The organism is Acinetobacter sp. Z1 (genome assembly GCF_024296945.1).
Classification (GTDB): Bacteria; Pseudomonadota; Gammaproteobacteria; order Pseudomonadales; family Moraxellaceae; genus Acinetobacter; species Acinetobacter beijerinckii.
On sequence record NZ_CP101115.1, the window covers coordinates 1,162,089 to 1,181,346 of the forward strand.

Sequence of the window (19,258 nt, forward strand, 5' to 3'; positions counted from 1 at the left end):
GATTTTAATTAGGCTGTGTACATCACAGCCTTTTTATTTGAAAAAATTACTGCGGAGTTATCATTTTAATTTGCAATGTATATGTAGAACGAGATAATTGACCAATCATTGAAAAAATTAAAGACAAGCTTATGAAACCTTTGATTCATTTTGCCCATGCCAATGGTGTTCCATCTAAAGTTTATCAAAAGCTTTTTGATCAATTAAAAGATCAATACGATATTATCTATGTAGCTGAGATTGGTACAGATAAACGTTATCCGATCACGCATGGTTGGACGCATTTGGTTGATCAAATTATTGATAGTATTGTGCAACAATCACAAGGTCGAAAAGTCATTGGTTTAGGACACTCTTTAGGCTCAGTTTTGACCCTAATGGCTGCTTATCGCCGTCCTGAATTATTTTCGCAAGTGATTATGCTTGATCCTCCATTTATTATTGGTAAAGCTTCTTTTGCTTTTCATCTTGCTAAAATTTTTAATCCTAAATTAGTCGATAAGATTACACCTGCTGGATTGTCAGCACGTCGTCGTGATCATTGGGATTCACGTGAACAAGCAGCTGAGCTTCTAGGTTCTAGAGGATTTTATCAGCACTTTGATACAGATTGTTTTCAGGCTTATATTAATTATGCTTTAACAAATGACCCAACGCGTGGTGGCGTGATGCTTACTATTCCGAAAAATGATGAAGTGAGATTGTTTAGAACCACACCTTCGATGTGGTGGTTACCAATGCCGAAGCCTAAAGTTGCTGTAAATATGGTAGTAGGGACAGACAGCGTTTTCTTAAAACAGAAACTCCCGCAAGTTGCTCAAAAGAAATTAGGTATTCCTTTTTCAGTTGTCGAGGGTGGTCATATGTTCCCACTTGAACATCCTGTGGAAACTGTTGGAAAAATTAAAAGTTTGATTATTTAAGTGTCATAAAAAACGCATCCGAAGATGCGTTTTGTTTTTAGAATCGAGCAAACTGAATTGGTCGCTCTAAAGGTTTTTTGTTGAAATAGGCTTGACCATTTTGCCAAGTCAGTTGACCATTACATAGCCATTCTGCAACTTGAGGATAAATGAAATGCTCAAGCTCATGTATGCGTTGTGCTAAGCTTTCTACATTGTCATGTAAACTGACTTGAATGACAGTTTGTGCAATACTTTGTCCTGCATCAAGTTCAGCTGTGACAAAATGAACGGTACAACCATGCAGGCGATCTCCAGTATTTAATACGCGTTGATGTGTATTAATTCCTTTATAAAAAGGAAGGAGAGAAGGGTGAATATTTAACATTTTACCTTGCCATTGACTGACAAAGTTAGGTGTTAAAATTCGCATAAAACCTGCAAGAATGACTAAGTCAACTTCCCACGCGAGCAATTGCTGATGCATAGCATCGTCAAAGCTTTCTCGATTTGGATAATCTTTATGTGAAATAACAGCGGTTGCAATATCGGCTTTCTCAGCACGTTGTAATGCATAGGCATTAGCTTTATTTGAGAGTACACCAATGATTTGCCCCGATAGCTGTTTACCAATTTGGGCATCTATCAGGGCTTGTAAGTTGCTACCATTGCCAGAGACAAGTACAGCAATTCTCATTATGCAAAGATCACGCGGATTTTTTCGTCTGCACCTTCAACTGATTCAGTATTTTCTTGGATATGACCAATTTTCCAAGCTTTTTCGCCTTGAGCTGTTAATACTTCAATTGTTTTATCAGCTTCGCTTGGATCGACAGCAATCACCATACCTACGCCACAGTTAAATGTACGGTACATTTCAAAGCGTTCTACATTACCTTCACGTTGTAACAGTTGGAATAACTCTGACCATTCCCAGCTAGATTCATTGATAACTGCTTGAGCGCCATTTGGAAGTACACGAGGTAAATTGCCTGGTAAACCACCACCAGTAATATGTGCCATAGCATGAACATCTACTTGTTTGCAAAGCTCTAACACTGGTTTTACATAAATACGAGTTGGTTCCATTGCAACATCTGCAAGTAGACGACCATCAATGATTTGAGTTAAATCAACGTTTTTAACATCTAAAATTTTGCGAAGTAATGAATAACCATTTGAGTGAGCACCGCTTGATGCGACACCAATTAATACGTCACCTGATTTTACTTTCGAACCATCAATAATTTTACTGTGCTCAACAACACCTACAGCAAAACCAGCAAGATCGTAATCTTCACCTTCATACATACCAGGCATTTCAGCAGTTTCACCACCAACTAATGCACAACCTGCAAGTTCACATCCTTTGCCAATACCTGTTACAACATCTGCCGCAACATCAACATTCAAATGACCTGTTGCATAGTAATCCAAGAAGAAGAGTGGCTCAGCACCACACACAAGCAAGTCGTTTACACACATTGCAACTAAATCTTGACCAATCGTATCGTGACGATTTAAGTTAAGTGCTAAACGCAATTTTGTACCTACGCCATCTGTGCCAGACACCAATACAGGTTCTTCATAACCTTTTGGGATTTTACATAAGGCACCAAAACCACCTAATCCGCCCATGACTTCAGGACGAGTGGTGCGTTTAGCGACTGATTTGATACGATCGACTAGCGCGTCGCCCGCTTCAATGTCGACGCCCGCATCTTTATAGCTTAAACCAGTATTTGGGGTAGAAGTTGAGTTGCTCATAGTGAAGTCTCCGCATTGGCGGCAGATTATAACCCGAATATACGAAACTCTTATGTTATTTATGCTCGAAAATGCTATCTTTATTTAAATTTTTTTCTATTTATAACGACTACACAAAAAAAGGCTAGATTTTATGCAAGATCAGGTACTACGTCGTATCTTCATCCTCGCAGGGCTCGCATTATTACTCTGGATTTTATATCTGCTAAAACCAGTTGTGTTGCCTTTTGTAGGTGCTTTTTTTATAGCTTACCTTTTTAGTCCACTTGTAGATGTTCTTGTAAAAATAAAATTACCGAGATGGTTGGCGATCAGTTTAGTTTTCGTTGGAATTGGCGTTACTTTAACGATTGTATTATGGTTTTTAGTACCTTTGGTTTGGAAACAATTGATTTATGCTCGGGATAGTATTCCAGCGGGTATACATTGGATTAATGCAACTTTTTTACCGTGGGTATCAAATACATTTAATGTCGTTCCGATGGAGCTAGACACAGAACAAATTTCAAAAGCTGTGATGGAATATATTCAAACCAATTACAGTGCGGATAGTATTCAAACAATGGCTTTGCGTTTGGCACAGTCTGGTTTGAATTTTATTCAGATAGGTGGCATATTTATTCTTATACCTATTATTTCTTTCTATTTTTTACTTGACTGGGAAAGAATGCTACAAAGTTTACGTCGTTTGATTCCTCGTAAATATGAAGCATCGACCTTAACAATCGTGCGTGAATGCCACAGTGTATTAGGGGCATTCGTTAAAGGTCAGTTCCTAGTTATGCTACTTCTAGGCATTGTCTATGCAGTCGGATTACAGGTGATTGGTCTAGAAGTTGGATTGATTATTGGTATGGTCGCTGGGTTGGCGAGTATTATTCCTTACTTAGGTTTTGGAGTAGGAATTATTGCAGCTGTCATTGCGACGCTCTTTCAATTTGGTCTTGATTGGACACAGCTACTTCTTGTTGGTGTGGTATTCATGATTGGTCAAATGGTTGAAGGATATATTCTCCAACCATTTTTATTAGGAGATAAAATTGGTTTATCGCCAGTTGCTGTGGTATTTGCTGTTTTAGCAGGTGCGCAACTTGGAGGTTTCCTTGGTATGTTGATTGCGTTACCTGTAGCAGCAGTGATAGTTGTTCTGTTAAAACATGCACGGGATAATTATGAGAAAAGCCAGTTTTATGTATTCCCTGCTGAAGTGACTGTGACCCCAAAAGGTTCTCAGCATATCAATGTCGAAACACAGCAAGTAGAGCTTGATATTGAAATAAAAAACTCTCAAGATACAGAGACTTCAAACCCGAATGACTTAAAGTAATTGAGGGATTAACTACTTATATGCGTCAACTACAATTGGATATCGAACCTCAACTGGATGCAAGAATTAGTGATTTTTGTGGGCCAGGTTGGGGACATGTAGTTGATGCTATTCGACAGTTACATACAGGATTAGTAAAACGATTCTATGTCTATGGCGGTGCTGGAACTGGAAAAAGTCACTTATTATCTGCGATTTGTGATTCTTATTTAGAACTAGGGCGTCTCGCAATTAAGGTTTCATTATTAGAGTTGCTAGATGCGCCAATCGAAGCAATTACGTCATTAGAGTTTTATGATTTAGTCGCTTTAGATGATATAGATGCTATTAGTGGCGTACCACATTGGCAAAAAGCGATTTTTCATTTAATGAATAATCATGAGGGGCAATTGGTGTTTTCTTCGAGAGTAGCACCAATTGAATTAAAGCTTGAACTCCCAGACTTACAATCTCGCTTAACTCAAACAGTTAGTGTCAAAGTTCCAAATGGCAGTTCTTACATAGATCGACACGCTTTGCTACAATCGGTCATGACAAGACGAGGAATCCACTTCGATCAACAAATCGTTGATTATTTGCTGATGAATGGTCCTCATCAGGCTTCTATTCTCTTGCAGACACTTGCCCAACTAGAAAAGATGCTAAAGGGTGAAAAAACTAAGCTTTCGAATACAACACTCAAGCAAATTTATGCCTTGATAGATGAATATCGGCAATAGTATAAAATTTCTTGAGTAATTGAGAGAGCTATGACAAAGTACGCACAAAGGAATGTAGTTGCAAATTGATACTTTGCACAACTAAAAAAAATGAAAAATAGAAGGAGATTGGTATGCTCAAACGGACGCTTGCCTGCGCTTTATTTGCGATTACTGGACATGCATATTCTGCGGATATTCAAGTTACAACATTAGTTGATGACGAGAACTATACTGGCTGTTCATTACGAAATGCCATTGAGTTTTTGAATAAGCGAGATCAAAAGGAATATGAAAATGGTTATATGGGGTGCGGAAATAAAGATTCTTCCTCGATTATAATTTTACAGCGTGATAAAGAATACCTTCTCAATAAGCAGGTTGATATTAAAGCATCTTTGACTATTTCTACGATTTCAGCTGGCGATTTTAGTGATATAAAAAAAGGTTTACATAATGCCACAATAAAGATGAAAGGTACAGATCGTATTTTTAATATCGATGATGGAACAGTAGAAAAAGAATTAATCAATGTTTCATTAAATGAGTTAAATCTTCAAGGCTCTAATACTAAGGTGTTAGAAGGTGGTTTGATTTTAAATCGTGAAAATTTATTAATACAATATTCAAGATTGTCGGGAGGGAATGCTACTTTTGGTGGGGCGATTAATAATAAGGGGATTTTAAGTGATAAAAATACTGCCGGTAAAATATATGTAAATAATAGTATTTTGGAAAATAATGAAGCCGACCAAGGTGCTGTTATATATAGTGATATGCCTCGATATTTTTTCGCTCAATCAGTTTTAAAGAATAACAAAGTAAATAAGAATGGTGCGATTCTTTATGTCGATAAATCCTTTAATGATGAGGCAATAGCAGCTGTTTTAGCTACGGGTTTTTCTGGAATTCGTAATAGTACAATACTTAATAATAAGGGAGGGTACTTGGCTAATATTAGAGAAGGAATGACAATAAACAATATTACAGCAATTTATAATGATATGGGTTTTTATTTAGAGGCACCAAAATGGAATTCCAAGGTAACTAATGGTAATGATACAAGCACAACCAAAGAACCGAGTGCTTTTATCACAAACAGTATAATAACAAAGAATAATATAAATTGTGTTGCTGCAAGTAATGATGAAACAGTTATTCAAACCAATTTAACAGAAAATGAGTGTAATCGAAACGCTTCTGTAGGAAATCCTAATTATTTAATTGGTAATAATCAATTAGTTGCTGGTGGAGTGGTTGAGTCTGATAATTGTGATTTCCCACAAGATCAAGGTTTACTATGTCCTTATTCTACGCCAAAAGATCAAATGTTAGGTTTCTTTCAGCCTAGATTACTTACTTCATATCAAAACTTGTCCCAATCCTTAATTGTTAATAAAGGAAGAATTTATAGTGATGGAAATACTTTAGGTCTGGTTGGATGTGAAAGTGTCGATCAACGAGGAAAGAGTCGTAGTTTGAATGCAGAGTTATGTGATTTAGGTGCAATTGAATTAGTAGTGAATCGAAGTGATATTCAAATAGCTGGCGGAGTAATTTTATATGGTGAGCTAGCCAAATTTAATATTTCTAATAGTTTATTAGATGGTGAGTTATTGGATGCAGAAAGTTGTAAGGTTTTACTAAAACGGGAATTTGATTCTAAAGGGCAGCCATGGCAATCAGGATGTCTAGAAATAGAACAGACAGAAACTGTCTCGAAAGGAAAGCTAAGTCTAGATAATAATGGTAATGTTCAGTATACCCCAAATGGAAATTGGCATGGGGCTGATAAATTTAATATTCGAGTCATCACTACAATTACTCGATTAAATAACGCATCAAACTATTATATAGATATCCCAGTTTCTGTTTTACAGAATCCACCTAATAGATTTGAGAGTAAAACTGTAAACGTTGGTAGCTTTAATTTAACTTGGGTTTTGGTTTTATTTGGATTACTTGGATTACGCCGATTTAAGTCTTAATCATGGATGATGAAAATGAATAAATACAAAAAAGCTTTATTAGCTACATTAGTCATTGCCTCTATGCCATTAATAGCTGCAACTAACAATGAACCTATTAAAGTTACAACGTTTGAAGATGAGGATAATGAAAATCCAAATAGTTGCTCCTTGAGAGAGGCTCTTGAAACAGCTAGAAAACGTGTTTCATATGGTGGTTGTCAGGTCACTGATACTTCTAATCAGCCTAAGACTATTCAGCTTGAAGCAGGTGTATATAAATTAAATAAAGAGCTTGAACCTGAAGTATCAGTAACTATTTTAGGTGCAAGTCCTGTAGATTGGCAAAATAAAAATGTACTAATTAATGATGCTGTAAATCAGTATCCAGCCCCTGTTGAATTAAAGACAACAATTCAAGCAACTAACTCACGTATTTTTAATACAACTAAGGGTAAACAATCTTTAACGCTCACAAATTTGATTTTATCTAATGGCTCAGCTCCAAGTGGTGAAAATGGTGGTGCAATATATGCTGGTGCTAATATTAATTTATTAAGTACTAATATTGTTAACTCTAAAGCATTAACTGGTTCCGGTGGTGCTATTTTTCTAGCAGGTTTAACTGGTGATTTATCAATTTCAAAGAGTCTGATTCAAGCTAACAATTCACTTCATGGAAGTGTGTTGGCAATGACAGATAGAGATGATTTGGAATATATAAAAAGAAAAATTGATATTAAGTCAAGTAGTTTTGTCTATAACGGTGCTAATGACTCTTTAAGTATGATGGAGTTTTCTGGTCAGCCTACAGTTGTTCTTGAAGCAAACACAATTGCTAAAAATAATGTCAGTTTTACTGCTGGGAATTTAATAAAATTTTCAGGAGATACTAAGGCTAGTTCTGAACCAAATAATAATACAAGTATCTTGAGTAAAAATAGTTCAATTCAACTGAACAGTAATACAATAGTTGAGAATAAGGGATATACAACTTTTTTATACGACAAATTGGGCATTAAATTACTAACATTTAATATTATTGCATATAATGGTGATGTTAATAGTTATGCTTGTAGATATTTGTTAGGTGATACAAATGGAATTGAAAAAGCTGGTATAAGTATTTTTTATAATGCATTTTCTCTAAGTGGTAATAATAAGTGTGATTTACCGGAAGATACTTTTAAAGATAATAAGACTAATATTGATATTAGTTCAGTTTCAAAAGAAAAATTAATTAGTACGCTTATACCGCCATCTGCTTACACTGCTTTTTTACCAATTTATTATCCTAAAAGGAATGCAAAGGATGAATTAAGTTTGGTTAATGTTAGTCCTAATGGAGTAACATTATGTAGTACCATTGATCAGCGTGGTTTGCCGCGCTTGACTGATGGTGTATTGTATTTTACTCCAGACTCTATAAACACTTGTGATATAGGTTCTATTGAGTTAATGAGGTTAACTGCTGGTGATATTAAGGATTTATCTAATTCATCAATCAGTAAATTAATTTCTGATTATAAAAGTGAAAAAGAGTTCTTTGCTGATCTTGTCCAGTCTCCAAATAATTCAGATTACCTAATCTATTATAAATCTCGCTTGAAACAATATACTGATTTAGTCGAAAATTTTACTAATGAAGAGTTAAAGAAGCAAAACTTAAAATATAGAGCTATTTATGTCGATTTGAAATCGAACAAGTTACCGTTACCACAAGAAGTAGAAATTAATGATGGAGATATTCAGGGTGCTCATAAGTTAGATTTTTTCACGCCTGAATTGTATGATATACAAGTTGAAGATATAGGTATGGGTACTATTAATGATGTAATTAGTCAAGTTAATAAAGATCCAAATCTAGTGTGTAAGTGGAATGCTAACTTACAGCAGATTATGATTTATCGTAAAGATGATGCTATTACTTCATCTAGTGAGAAAGCTTATTGTAAATATACGATTACATATAAAGCTGATAATAAAATACAGTCTACTGGCTTATTAAGTGCAGCATTTATTAATAATCCTCCTGTTGCAAAAGATACTTCAGTAACGCTTAAATATCAACAAGCTGAAAAGGTTAAGATTAATCTTTTAGATTTTGCTAATGATGATGGTGATACTGGTGGTGGTTCTGGTCCTGAAAATAGCCCTAATAAAGCAGCTTTTTGGAGAAACGCTGAAGGTATTGAATTACCAATACGATTGTCTAACGTTCCTATAAAAAATCTTCTTGTAACAGCAGATAGACAAGGAAGTTGTCCTGTACCAGATCAGAAAGAAACATGTTATGGTGGAAATATATATATTCAAGAAGTAAATAATTTCAATCCATTTAATTTTTCATTTAACTATCAAGTTTATGACAATGATGGAACTCCTAAATTATCAAATTTAGCTACAGTGAATGTTATAAGTACTGCAACTACTAGCGATGATACTCGTAAGGCAAGTAATGGTGGTGGTAGTACAACTATATTTTCATTATTAGGGTTAATCAGTTTGTTGGTAATCCGTCGTTTTAAAAAATAATTCTTTGTCTAGTCCTGAAATAAGTTGACACTTATTTCAATTATAAAACGCCTGATGAACCTCATTGGGCGTTTTATATTTTAAGGCAAAGTGAGGTCGCTTTGTATTATAAATTTCCACAGACTCAGCAACCATTTTGATTACCTCTTCAATATCGATAGGTTTGTGTAATAAATATTCACTCTTTAAAATACCATTGATTCGTTCAGCTAAAGCATTCTGATATGAGAAATATCGTTTCGCAAGGTATCCATCTGTCATTGAACACTGCACTCCATGCTTTTTATGCATGGATTGATATCTCTCAGTACAATATTGAATCCCCCTATCCGAATGGTGAGTCAGTACAACATCTTGTGATTTACGCTGCTTCAAGACTTGCTTATATGCCTGTATCACTGAATCAGTTTTTAGATCATTATGAACATGATAGCCAACTATTTTTCTTGAACAGGCATCTGTGACTAAACTTAAATATGCTTCACCTGTCTTGGTTGGTAAATAAGTGATGTCTGCAACTCACAATTGTTCAGGTTTCTTTACGATCACTTGATCATTCCCTGCCTTTAAACGGTTAGAATGACAATGAAAACGATGATGGCTATGAGTTGTCTTGTGATAAGCTCGTTTAGGTTTTACCAACATGTGATTGAACCTAAGTAAACCAAATAAATAATCACGACCAATGTGAGCAAGACTGGTCTGATTCAATAGATATTGCAGCTTTCTTGTACCTATACCTGGATGACGCAACCTTTGCGCTTTGACTTGCTCTAAGACGATTTGATCTTGTTTAGACCTTAAGACATCTCGTTGGCATTGTTGGTAATAGGCTTGTCTGGTTATGCCAAGATAACGGCAACATTACAGAATACTTATGCCTAACTCTTTCTTTTCCTTGATGACTTACTTCGTGGCTTTTTTACAATACTAACTCCGTAATCTCTTTTTAAAACATCAACAATCGCTTCAAAGAGTTCAGCTTTCTGCTGAGTATCACGTAATTGTTGTTCAAGCTTCTTAATCCGTTGCTCTGGCGTAAGTGGCGTATTAGACATGGTGGTTTGACCTAAATGATAAGAAGGTGTTCCTTTACTCCAATCTAAATTACCATGCTTACGAAGCCAAACCAAAACGGTAGAGCAACCTAGAATACTATATTTATCCTGTGCTTGCTTATAGGTCAATTCGCCTTTTTCAACTTGGTCAACAACTGACAATTTAAAGGCAAGACTATAATCTTACTGTGTTCGTTTAAGTGGTGTAGTCATAACACTCTCCATAATTTAAGAATGGGAAGTGTCAACTTTATTTAGGATGGAACACTTAATAAAAATAAAGCACCTTTCGGCACTTTATCTTTATTTCCTATTTGGAAATCAGTATGGTTTTTTTATATTAATGCTCAGCGTATTTAGTTAAATATTCTTCTCTTATATTTAATCTTTCATCTGCGCTCGCATTTTGCATGCGTTTTCGCAAGATATTCCGCTCTTGAGTATTCATTTTTTGCCACACATCACGCATCTTCTGTTTTTCATCTTCAGATAGTTGCGTAAACCATTCCATTCTTTGTTGAAGCTGCGAGCTTTGATCGGTTGGAATCTCTTTTAAAGTTTGATAACGTTTAATAAGTACGCGCTGTTCTTCAGGTGATAAGTCATCCCAAGCTTCTTCAGTTGTTGCCTTATTGGGCTTAGAGAAAACCCAAAAACGTTCAGAACCAGCAAAACTTGTTTGTAGTAAACCCAATGTGCACACAACAAGCACTAATCGTTTAGCTGCCATGTGGAACTTTATCCTCACCTAATACCATTAACATTTCCATATCCTCGACCATTTGAGGGGAAAGTTTAGGGTTCACTATAACCTGATTTTGAGGTTTATCAGCCAATTGCAAAGAGCTAGGAAGCACGACAATGCCTGTTAAAGCTGCCGCTAGTGCAAATCCACCCATTTTCCAAATACTATAGTAAGAAGTCGGTTTCTTTTGTACAGTATCTAAAACATGATTCATCACAAGCATTTTGTTGTGATGTTGATCTTTTGCAAGTTGATCGAGTTTGGAAGTCACTTGTTTAGTGAATTGATCTTTATTCATTTGATGATCCTCCCGTATTTGGATTTAAATGCTGTAAAGCAGTTCTAAGTCCTTGAATTGCGCGATGGTAATGTGTTTTAACACTCCCTTCACTACAATCCATAATTTGCGCTGTAGTCATGGTATCAAAACCTTCCCAAGCTCTTAACATGAATGCCTGTTGTTGGCGGACTGGAAGTTTATTTACAGCTTCCTGAATTTCTGCCATTGTGACTTCTTGATCAAGAAACTCTAGTGGATTAGGAGTTGACTCATCAACAACATCTATAATTTCTTCATCATTATCTAAATTAATTTTTTTAAATAAAGAAAACGGATTTGCTCGTCGCGCTTCTTTTCGTCTCCAATCTTGAAGCTTGTTATTTAAAATTGTATAGAACAGGGGATACCATTCTTCGGTATTTTTATCTGCATAAGACTTATGTAGTGAAATAAAGGCTTCTTGGACTAAGTCCATAGCAATACCTTGTTGTCCTTGTGTAGCACTTTCCATCATCACAAGTGCACGACCAGTAACGTCTTGCATAAAAAAACGCAGACGTTGTTCAACAGTACCACAATCAGTACCGTTTTCGGTTCGAGCCTGTTTAGGTGCTAAATCCATAGAGATGGAAAATCCTGTCATGGAAACCCACCATTATTATTTCAATTCATTAATCATATAACGTTGAAAATGGCGAGTACGTTGACAACTCAAGCAAATATTTTTAACAGTGTAATAGATTTTCTGATTAAAAAAATCGGAATTAAAATAATTTAACGTTTTACTGACGTTGGCGTACCATTTCAAAGATGCAAATAGATCCTGCAATTGCAACATTGAGGGATTCTTGCCCACCAGGTTGTGGGATTGTTACGGCTTGCGCTTGTTCTAATGCATATTCAGATGCGCCTTGTCCTTCATTACCTAAAATCCAAACACAGGGCTGGGTTAAATCTTGGGTATACAAACTTGTTGAACGATGTGAGCTTGTCACAAAAACAGGAATTTGAAATTTCGGAAGAATATCGGCTAATTGAAAATTTTCAAAGCAATGTAAGCTGAAATGAGCTCCCATGCCTGCTCTTAAAACTCTTGGTGACCAAAGTGAAGCAGAACCTTGAGTGCATATGACTTGTTTGATATTTGCTGCGGCAGCTGAACGAAGTAAAGTGCCGACATTACCCGGATCTTGAATATTTTCTAGGATTAATGTGTCTACATTAAAATCAATTGTCATTGACGTTTTAGGCAAATCAATAATCGCTAGACAAGGTAAGCTTGTCCCTAAAGTACTTAAATCTTTGTATAAGACTTCACTTATTACAAAGACATGACCTTGATGTAGTTCGATTACTTCTTGTAAGTCAGGATGTTCTAAAGCTTGTTCAGTCGTGAATAATGAAAAAAGTTTTTTCTGTTGTTGTAACCAAGCTACACACAGATGACTTCCTTCAATAACTGTTTGTTGATGCTTTTTTCGAGCGCTATTGAGTTCGATTAAGCCACGCAAATGTTTGATTTTTGCATTGTCTTTTGATTCTAAAAAAATAACCGCCATAAGAAAACATCCAAGAGGGCATCAATATGAATCGATGCCCGAAATAATTAAGTTATTAGTGATAGCTTGTTACACGTTCTACTTCGGTTTTAGAACCAATAATCACTGGGACACGTTGATGCAATTCAGTAGGTTGAATTTCCATAATACGTAAGCGACCTGTAGTAGATGCACCACCAGCTTGTTCGATTAACATACTCATTGGGTTTGCTTCGTACATTAATCGTAAACGGCCTGCTTTTTTAGGATCTTTTAGGTCGTAAGGGTAAAGGAAAATACCGCCACGACATAAGATGCGGTGAATGTCACCAACCATACAAGCAACCCAACGCATGTTGAAATCTTTTTCACGTACTGAAGTCTTTCCAGCCAGTAGTTCATCAATATAACGTTTTACAGGATTTTCCCAATGACGTTGGTTTGAAGAGTTAATCGCAAATTCTTGTGTATCTGCTGAAACTTGGACCTGCTCAGTTGTAAGCACGAAAGTTTGAGCGGTTGGATCAAACGTAAAGAATACAACACCTGCACCCACCGTAAGTGCTAGCATGGTTGAAGGACCATAAAGTACATAGCCCGCAGCAACTTGCTCAGTACCTGCTTGCATAAAGTCTGCTGATTGAGTCACGGCATTCTTTGCTGGGAGAATGGAGAAAATTGTACCAACACACATATTAATATCAATGTTGCTTGAACCATCTAGGGGATCAAACAATACCAAATACTTGCCATTTTCTTGAGCAGGAGTGAAGTCATCTAATTCTTCTGATGCAAGACCACCAACTTGAGGATGTACTTTTAGTGCTTCAATTAGATAATCATTAGAAATCACATCTAATTTCTTTTGTGTTTCACCTTGCACATTTTCATTGCCAGCGCTGCCTAAAATACCTGCTAAGGCGCCTTTTTGAAGAGCTTGATCAATTATCTGACATGTATTTGCAATTGTTTCGATGACCTCTGCCAACTCTGGTGTCAAATTCCCATTTTGTTGTTGTAAATATTGGGACAATGTAAGGTTTGACATATTGAATAGCTCCGATTTAACAGCGTCAGGAATTGTTAAAAAATAATGTCGCTATTCTAGATGAGATCATCCGAAAATAAAAATTATCTTACTTTATTTATGTTGCTTTTATGATTACAAGAACAGCTTTACATGCTATGTTGAATAGATACTAGACAGGACGTTTGGAGCATAGCAATGTCAACCAAAAATTTTGAAGCCACACCAACCCCAAGTGAAGCAATTAATTTGGATGAAATTTCAAAAGAGAACGTGAAAGATGCTTGGAAAGAATATGAGGCGAAGCCAGAATATAAAGAGTTTAATAAACACGATATGATCGAATCGATGCAACCCTCTGAAAAAGACGATGCTAAACCGCAAACATAAAAAATGCTCACCAGATGTGAGCATTTTTTGATTCTACCTTCATGTTATTTTAACAATGGCGGAACGGCTTCATAATTAATTTCTACGCGACGATTTTCTTTCCAAGCTGCTTCATCGTGTCCTGCATTCACTGGTGCTTCTTTACCATAGCTTACAGCTTCGAGTTGCTGTGGATTAACACCGTTAGTAATTAAGAAGCTTTCAACAGCTTTTGCACGACGCTCACCTAAAGCCATGTTGTATTCACGAGTACCACGTTCATCAGTATGGCCAGTAAGCGCCACTTTTGAATTGGCATTGGCTACTAAAAACTGTGCATGCGCTTGAAGTGTTTGATAATCATAATTCGATAAATCACTACTATCGTAATCAAAATGCACTACACGTTTAGCTAAAAATGCTTTGTTCGCTGCTGTAACGCCTTTTGATGATGCGCCTGCAAGGTTTTGCGCATTTAACGCTGCATCTTCGCTTAATCCTTCTGTACTAACAGTTGTAGAACCATTCGGCGTATTACCTGCGGTAATTTCAGCCGCAGGCTTACGACTTGCACAGCCTGTGAATACAAGTGTCGCTGCAATAAGTGGAAGCGTTAAATATTTAATATTCATATGATTCTCCAATAAATTAAATTATTTTGGTGCCCAAGCAGGTTCACGAACTTCACCTTGTTCACTTGGTAAATTCATTCGGAAACGTCCATCTGTAGACATGATTGCTAATAAGCCTCGATTGCCTTCACGAGTAGCATAAACAACCATCTGACCATTAGGTGAGAAGCTCGGTGATTCATCTAAGCTTGTCGGTGTCAAGATATTGGTAATTCCAGTATTAATGTCTTGTAATGCAACTTTATAATTGCTGCCGCTTGGACGATGTACTAAAGCAATTTTTTTACCATCAGCACTTAAAGTACCACGTGCATTGAAAGCACCTTTAAAGGTTAGGCGTTTTACAGAGCTATCATCAAAGTTAAAACGATAAATTTGAGGAGAACCACCGCGGTCAGAGGTAAAGATAAATGATTTACCGTCTGGGGCATAACGTGCTTCTGTGTCAATCGCAGAGTCATTGGTCATACGTTGAACTTGGCGAGTACTGAGATTCATCTGATAAATTTCAGGATTACCATGCATCGAAGCGGTAAATAACATTGATTGGCCATCAGGGGAGAAGCTAGGTGCTCCATTTAATCCTCTAAAGCTCGCTAAAACTTCACGTTGACCTGTTGCTAAATCTTGAACGTAAATCGCAGGACGTTTGGTTTCAAAAGAAACATATGCAATTTTCTTTGCATCAGGCGTCCATGTTGGAGAAAGTATTGGGTCGCGTGATGAAAGTACGGTTTTTGGTTGCTCGCCGTCAGTATCAGCGATTTGTAATGTATAGCGTTGCGTTGGCGTCGCAGGATTGCGGAGGACATAGGCGATACGTCCACTGAAATCTCCTGCAATACCTGTTAAGGCTTGATAGATTGTGTCACTAATCATATGCCCAGCTTGACGAACACGAGAGCTAGGTACAGTTAAAACTTCATTTAATAAATATTGCTGTTTTTGTACGTCATAGAGTTGATAGTGCACTTCAAAAGAATTTGCATCAATTGCTTTAATTTGTCCAACGACAACATAAGGTACACCTGCATTTTGCCAATCGCCTGCTTGAATTTGATTGAGTGAAGCAGTTGCAGGTAAATTTTTAGATGCACTAGTAAAACGACCTGAGCGATTTAAGTCATTTTCTACAATTGGATAAATCGCATTATCATTTGTAAAAGGAATGATTGCAATTTTCGGTGCTTGTTCAGGTGCTTTGGCAATTTCAAGATGTAATTGAGCAAAAGTTGCTGTGGGTACAACTGTGCTAAATGCAGCAAAAACAGCTAAAGTGATGAGATGCTTACGAGTCTTGTCCATAGTTACAATTACTTGCGTTCATATTTTTGTGGCTGATCATTATTTAACATAGTTACATGCTTTCTGCTATTAAAAGCATGTAATGTTAACTATTCATTACTATTTTGCAGTAAAGCTTGAAGTAAAACTTCTTGCTTCACGACGAGCATCAGGATCATCTGGCATAGGATAAGGAGCTGCTGCTCGAACTGCGGCCTCAACACTTGCTTTTACATCTGGGTCACTTGAATTCACAATTACCGATAAAACCGCACCGCTTTCACTCAGTGTTACACGAGCTGTGGCTTTTTGTCCTGTTGAACCTGAAGGTACATTCCAAGCACGTTCAATTTTATTGGTGAAATCACGCTTAGCAGTTGAAGCAATTTTTTTCGATTCGGCCTTTTTTTGAGCTGCTTCTTGCTCTGCTTTTTTTGCAGCAGCAGCTTTTGCATCTGCTTCTGCTTTGCGTTTCGCATCAGCGTCGGCTTTTGCTTTCGCATCGGCGTCAGCTTTACGTTTCGCATCAGCGTCGGCTTTTGCCTTCGCATCTGCCTCAGCTTTACGTTTAGCGTCTGCATCCGCTTTTGCCTTCGCGTCTGCATCAGCCTTGCGTTTCGCATCAGCGTTAGCTTTTGCCTTCGCATCAGCGTCGGCTTTCTCCTTCGCATTTGCATCAGCTTTACGTTTAGCATCAGCGTCGGCTTTTGCCTTCGCATCTGCATCAGCCTTACGTTTAGCGTCTGCATCCGCTTTTGCCTTCGCGTCTGCATCAGCCTTGCGTTTAGCATCAGCGTCGGCTTTTGCTTTCGCATTTGCCTCAGCTTTGCGTTTAGCATCAGCGTCGGCTTTTGCCTTCGCATCTGCTTCAGCTTTACGCTTAGCATCCTGTTGTGCTTGAAGTTTTGCATTCTCGGCAGCTTTTTGCTGTCTTAATTTCGCGTCTTGTTCTGCTTTTTGGCGTGCTTCAGCCTCAGCTTTGGCGTTTCGTTCAGCTTTACGCTTCGCATCAGCAGCCTCAGTCTTCGCTTTTGACTCCGCTTGTCGTTTGGCTTCAGCATCTGCACGTTGTTTTTGTGCTTGAACTTCTTCAAGTTTACGCTGTTGTTCAACTTGCTGAGCACGAGCAGCTTCTTCTGCTTTATGTCGTTGTTCAGCTAATTTTGCCTGTTGAGCTTGTTCAGCTTTTTGTTTTTCAGCAGCAAGTTGTTGTGCAGAGGGACTAGGAGGGATAACGGGGATATTTTCAGCTAAGCTTTTGTCTACGACAGGACTTTGTACCTCAGCAGCTTCATTCTCAGCTGTTGTTTCTTGTTCAACCTGTTGTGTTAAGGGTTGTGGCAAATCTTCTGGTCTGACTAAAACAGTCTTTAGTTTTTTAGGCTCTTCAGGTGGTTTACTTAAGCCTAAGAATAATAAGCCAACAATCGCAATAGCATGGACTCCGATAGTAAATCCGAGCGCAATTGCATTCTGCTTAAAATGTGGCTCTTTAAAATTTTTCATAGCTTATTTGAGCGGCTCTGTGAGTAAACCAACTTGTGTTAAACCTGCTTCTTGTAGGCTTGCCATTAATGAAACAATTTCGCCGTACGGACGAGATTTTTCACCGCTAACAAGGACAGTGAGTTGTTTATTTTCCTGTTCTGCTTGTTTTTGGGCATCACTCAAAACAACTTCAAGTTGTGCAAGAGAGAGTGGTTCACTGTCTTTATGGTCTTCATATTGAAGATAGATATTTCCATCTTTACCAATGGTCACCATGGCTGGCATATCTTTTGATTCAATCGGGTGATTATTAGCTTGTGGTAAATCAACTTTAATACCGCTAGTAATCATGGGTGCAGTCACCATGAAAATGACTAACAGTACCAACATCACGTCGATATAGGGAACGACATTCATATCGCTTTTTAATGGTTTTTTGACGCGCTCAAAACGTCCAGATCGTTGAATCGCCATTATTCATCTACCTGTGTCGATCCAATCGATTGGCGTTGTAAAAGAGCCACCATTTCTTCTGCAAATAATGCACGATCTGAATAGATTGACTCACCTTTAGCTGTGTAGTGGTTAAATGCCAATACAGCTGGAATTGCAGCAAATAAACCAATTGCAGTTGCAATCAATGCTTCAGCAATACCAGGAGCAACCGTTGCTAAAGTCACTTGATCAACTGCTGCAAGACCGATAAAAGCATTCATGATGCCCCAAACCGTACCGAATAAACCGATATAAGGTGCGACGGAACCAATACTTGCGAGTGAGCCGAGTCCAACTTCTAAACCACCTTGATCACGGCTTAAACCTACACGTAGGATACGTTCAGTGCCTTCAATTGTTTGGTTGATATCAGCCTTGCGTTTTTGCAATTTAAAAAACTCACCCAAACCTTGATAGAAAATATCTTCTAGACCACGGCGTTTAGAGTTAAGTTGAGCGTTGTTATAGAGTGTATTTAATTCGGCACCTGACCAGAACATTTTTTGAAAATGCTCATCTTCTTGTCCTGCTTTTTTAAAGCCCATATGTAGTTTGGCGATCAAATACCAACTATAGACTGAAGCAAGTAACAAGATCAGCATGACCAGTTGTACCACAGGACTTGCTTGTAAAATTAGATCAGAAATATGCAATGAAGATTCTAAATTAGTTGCCATAGGTTACTGTGCCGAAAGTTTATTTTAGTCCTGTGCTAATTCTTTTTGAATTAGATCACGAATTTCTTCAGGAAGTCTACGTGGCATTAACTCTTTGTTTAAACATGCCAACGTAACCTCACCAGAAGCCAGCAAGATTTCACCACGATAAATATTTTGTTGCAACACAAAAGATGCGGCTTTACACGAAATAACACGTGCTGTAACGGTAATTAAATCATCCATTAATATTGGACGTACATATTTGACCTGAATTTGATGCACAACAAAGTTGTAATCTTGTTGATGCCAATAGTGATCTACGCCTGCAGCGCGTAACCATTCGGTTCTTGTGCGCTCCATGAAGCGAATGTGATTAGCGTGGTAAACAATACCACCAGCATCTGTATCTTCGATGTATACGCGAATGTTGAACTCAAAATGATTTGCCATGATAAAAATCCATTCTTGATACGAGGTATTGATTAGT

The 19,258-nt window shown here is 37.4% G+C and carries 19 protein-coding genes and 1 pseudogene; 6 read left to right on the top strand and 14 right to left on the bottom strand.

The window, feature by feature from the left end; genetic code table 11:
• Positions 1 to 131 precede the first annotated feature (131 nt).
• Positions 132 to 923 carry an alpha/beta fold hydrolase gene (locus NGC85_RS05330; protein WP_254805091.1) on the top strand — a complete coding sequence of 264 codons (792 nt, stop codon included), beginning with the start codon at positions 132 to 134 and terminating at the stop codon, positions 921 to 923.
• Between the two features lie 37 nt (positions 924 to 960).
• Here the strand turns inward: NGC85_RS05330 and purN are convergent, their stop codons facing one another.
• Both purN and purM read right to left on the bottom strand, forming a co-directional pair.
• Positions 961 to 1,602, bottom strand: a complete 642-nt coding sequence (gene purN / locus NGC85_RS05335; RefSeq protein ID WP_254805553.1) for a phosphoribosylglycinamide formyltransferase — start codon at positions 1,600 to 1,602, stop codon at positions 961 to 963.
• Positions 1,599 to 2,669, bottom strand: coding sequence for a phosphoribosylformylglycinamidine cyclo-ligase (purM, locus tag NGC85_RS05340; RefSeq protein ID WP_254805092.1), 1,071 nt, complete (start codon positions 2,667 to 2,669; stop codon positions 1,599 to 1,601). The genes purN and purM overlap by 4 nt, the downstream gene beginning before the upstream one ends.
• A gap of 133 nt (positions 2,670 to 2,802) precedes the next feature.
• Between purM and cxpE the strand changes: the two genes are divergently transcribed.
• The 4 genes from cxpE to NGC85_RS05360 all read left to right on the top strand — a co-directional run bounded on the left by cxpE (position 2,803) and on the right by NGC85_RS05360 (position 9,196).
• Entirely contained in the window at positions 2,803 to 3,996 is a 1,194-nt protein-coding gene (gene cxpE / locus NGC85_RS05345; RefSeq protein ID WP_254805093.1) for a chloramphenicol efflux transporter CxpE, read from the top strand.
• A 20-nt stretch (positions 3,997 to 4,016) separates the two neighbouring features.
• Entirely contained in the window at positions 4,017 to 4,715 is a 699-nt protein-coding gene (locus NGC85_RS05350) for a DnaA/Hda family protein (RefSeq protein ID WP_254805094.1), read from the top strand.
• Positions 4,716 to 4,828: 113 nt separating this feature from the next.
• A complete protein-coding gene (gene rbtA, locus NGC85_RS05355; RefSeq protein ID WP_254805095.1) occupies positions 4,829 to 6,682 on the top strand; it encodes a rhombotarget A in 1,854 nt (617 codons plus the stop codon).
• A gap of 15 nt (positions 6,683 to 6,697) precedes the next feature.
• Entirely contained in the window at positions 6,698 to 9,196 is a 2,499-nt protein-coding gene (locus tag NGC85_RS05360; protein ID WP_254805096.1) for a CSLREA domain-containing protein, read from the top strand.
• A 36-nt stretch (positions 9,197 to 9,232) separates the two neighbouring features.
• Here NGC85_RS05360 and NGC85_RS05365 read toward each other — a convergent pair.
• From NGC85_RS05365 to NGC85_RS05390, 6 genes and pseudogenes are all read right to left on the bottom strand, one after another.
• Positions 9,233 to 10,416, bottom strand: a pseudogene (locus tag NGC85_RS05365) (IS3 family transposase).
• Between the two features lie 178 nt (positions 10,417 to 10,594).
• A complete protein-coding gene (locus NGC85_RS05370) occupies positions 10,595 to 10,984 on the bottom strand; it encodes a DUF3106 domain-containing protein (protein ID WP_254805097.1) in 390 nt (129 codons plus the stop codon).
• Positions 10,974 to 11,297 carry a hypothetical protein gene (locus NGC85_RS05375; RefSeq protein WP_005054996.1) on the bottom strand — a complete coding sequence of 108 codons (324 nt, stop codon included), beginning with the start codon at positions 11,295 to 11,297 and terminating at the stop codon, positions 10,974 to 10,976. Before NGC85_RS05375 ends, NGC85_RS05370 begins: the two co-directional genes overlap by 11 nt.
• The gene (locus NGC85_RS05380) at positions 11,290 to 11,901 is read right to left on the bottom strand and encodes an RNA polymerase sigma factor (protein ID WP_005062651.1); all 612 of its coding nucleotides are present in this window, start codon (positions 11,899 to 11,901) and stop codon (positions 11,290 to 11,292) included. The genes NGC85_RS05375 and NGC85_RS05380 overlap by 8 nt, the downstream gene beginning before the upstream one ends.
• Positions 11,902 to 12,061: 160 nt before the next feature.
• The gene (locus NGC85_RS05385) at positions 12,062 to 12,838 is read right to left on the bottom strand and encodes an RNA methyltransferase (RefSeq protein ID WP_005062649.1); all 777 of its coding nucleotides are present in this window, start codon (positions 12,836 to 12,838) and stop codon (positions 12,062 to 12,064) included.
• A 55-nt stretch (positions 12,839 to 12,893) separates the two neighbouring features.
• A complete protein-coding gene (locus NGC85_RS05390) occupies positions 12,894 to 13,865 on the bottom strand; it encodes a class 1 fructose-bisphosphatase (RefSeq protein ID WP_254805098.1) in 972 nt (323 codons plus the stop codon).
• A gap of 177 nt (positions 13,866 to 14,042) precedes the next feature.
• On the opposite strand from NGC85_RS05390, the gene NGC85_RS05395 reads away from it, so the two are divergent.
• Positions 14,043 to 14,234 (top strand): NF038105 family protein, encoded by a 192-nt coding sequence (locus NGC85_RS05395; protein ID WP_254805099.1) that lies wholly within the window; start codon positions 14,043 to 14,045, stop codon positions 14,232 to 14,234.
• Between the two features lie 44 nt (positions 14,235 to 14,278).
• On the opposite strand, the gene pal is transcribed toward NGC85_RS05395, so the two are convergent.
• The 6 genes from pal to ybgC form a co-directional block, all read right to left on the bottom strand.
• The gene (gene pal, locus NGC85_RS05400) at positions 14,279 to 14,845 is read right to left on the bottom strand and encodes a peptidoglycan-associated lipoprotein Pal (protein ID WP_254805100.1); all 567 of its coding nucleotides are present in this window, start codon (positions 14,843 to 14,845) and stop codon (positions 14,279 to 14,281) included.
• 21 nt (positions 14,846 to 14,866) lie between these two features.
• Positions 14,867 to 16,150: a Tol-Pal system beta propeller repeat protein TolB gene (tolB, locus tag NGC85_RS05405; RefSeq protein WP_254805101.1), complete on the bottom strand. Its 1,284-nt coding sequence runs from the start codon at positions 16,148 to 16,150 to the stop codon at positions 14,867 to 14,869.
• 99 nt (positions 16,151 to 16,249) lie between these two features.
• Positions 16,250 to 17,635, bottom strand: a complete 1,386-nt coding sequence (tolA, locus tag NGC85_RS05410) for a cell envelope integrity protein TolA (protein WP_254805102.1) — start codon at positions 17,633 to 17,635, stop codon at positions 16,250 to 16,252.
• A gap of 3 nt (positions 17,636 to 17,638) precedes the next feature.
• Positions 17,639 to 18,091, bottom strand: a complete 453-nt coding sequence (gene tolR / locus NGC85_RS05415) for a protein TolR (protein ID WP_254805103.1) — start codon at positions 18,089 to 18,091, stop codon at positions 17,639 to 17,641.
• Positions 18,091 to 18,789 carry a protein TolQ gene (tolQ, locus tag NGC85_RS05420; protein WP_254805104.1) on the bottom strand — a complete coding sequence of 233 codons (699 nt, stop codon included), beginning with the start codon at positions 18,787 to 18,789 and terminating at the stop codon, positions 18,091 to 18,093. Before tolQ ends, tolR begins: the two co-directional genes overlap by 1 nt.
• A gap of 24 nt (positions 18,790 to 18,813) precedes the next feature.
• Positions 18,814 to 19,221: a tol-pal system-associated acyl-CoA thioesterase gene (ybgC, locus tag NGC85_RS05425; protein ID WP_004661168.1), complete on the bottom strand. Its 408-nt coding sequence runs from the start codon at positions 19,219 to 19,221 to the stop codon at positions 18,814 to 18,816.
• Positions 19,222 to 19,258 lie beyond the last annotated feature (37 nt).

Coding starts and splice junctions, on each gene's coding strand:
- NGC85_RS05330 (WP_254805091.1), top strand. CDS start 132: ATGAAACCTTTGATTCATTTTGCCCATGCCAATGGTGTTCCATCTAAA.
- purM (WP_254805092.1), bottom strand. CDS start 2,669: ATGAGCAACTCAACTTCTACCCCAAATACTGGTTTAAGCTATAAAGAT.
- cxpE (WP_254805093.1), top strand. CDS start 2,803: ATGCAAGATCAGGTACTACGTCGTATCTTCATCCTCGCAGGGCTCGCA.
- NGC85_RS05350 (WP_254805094.1), top strand. CDS start 4,017: ATGCGTCAACTACAATTGGATATCGAACCTCAACTGGATGCAAGAATT.
- rbtA (WP_254805095.1), top strand. CDS start 4,829: ATGCTCAAACGGACGCTTGCCTGCGCTTTATTTGCGATTACTGGACAT.
- NGC85_RS05360 (WP_254805096.1), top strand. CDS start 6,698: ATGAATAAATACAAAAAAGCTTTATTAGCTACATTAGTCATTGCCTCT.
- NGC85_RS05370 (WP_254805097.1), bottom strand. CDS start 10,984: ATGGCAGCTAAACGATTAGTGCTTGTTGTGTGCACATTGGGTTTACTA.
- NGC85_RS05375 (WP_005054996.1), bottom strand. CDS start 11,297: ATGAATAAAGATCAATTCACTAAACAAGTGACTTCCAAACTCGATCAA.
- NGC85_RS05380 (WP_005062651.1), bottom strand. CDS start 11,901: ATGGATTTAGCACCTAAACAGGCTCGAACCGAAAACGGTACTGATTGT.
- NGC85_RS05385 (WP_005062649.1), bottom strand. CDS start 12,838: ATGGCGGTTATTTTTTTAGAATCAAAAGACAATGCAAAAATCAAACAT.
- NGC85_RS05390 (WP_254805098.1), bottom strand. CDS start 13,865: ATGTCAAACCTTACATTGTCCCAATATTTACAACAACAAAATGGGAAT.
- NGC85_RS05395 (WP_254805099.1), top strand. CDS start 14,043: ATGTCAACCAAAAATTTTGAAGCCACACCAACCCCAAGTGAAGCAATT.
- pal (WP_254805100.1), bottom strand. CDS start 14,845: ATGAATATTAAATATTTAACGCTTCCACTTATTGCAGCGACACTTGTA.
- tolB (WP_254805101.1), bottom strand. CDS start 16,150: ATGGACAAGACTCGTAAGCATCTCATCACTTTAGCTGTTTTTGCTGCA.
- tolA (WP_254805102.1), bottom strand. CDS start 17,635: ATGAAAAATTTTAAAGAGCCACATTTTAAGCAGAATGCAATTGCGCTC.
- tolR (WP_254805103.1), bottom strand. CDS start 18,091: ATGGCGATTCAACGATCTGGACGTTTTGAGCGCGTCAAAAAACCATTA.
- tolQ (WP_254805104.1), bottom strand. CDS start 18,789: ATGGCAACTAATTTAGAATCTTCATTGCATATTTCTGATCTAATTTTA.
- ybgC (WP_004661168.1), bottom strand. CDS start 19,221: ATGGCAAATCATTTTGAGTTCAACATTCGCGTATACATCGAAGATACA.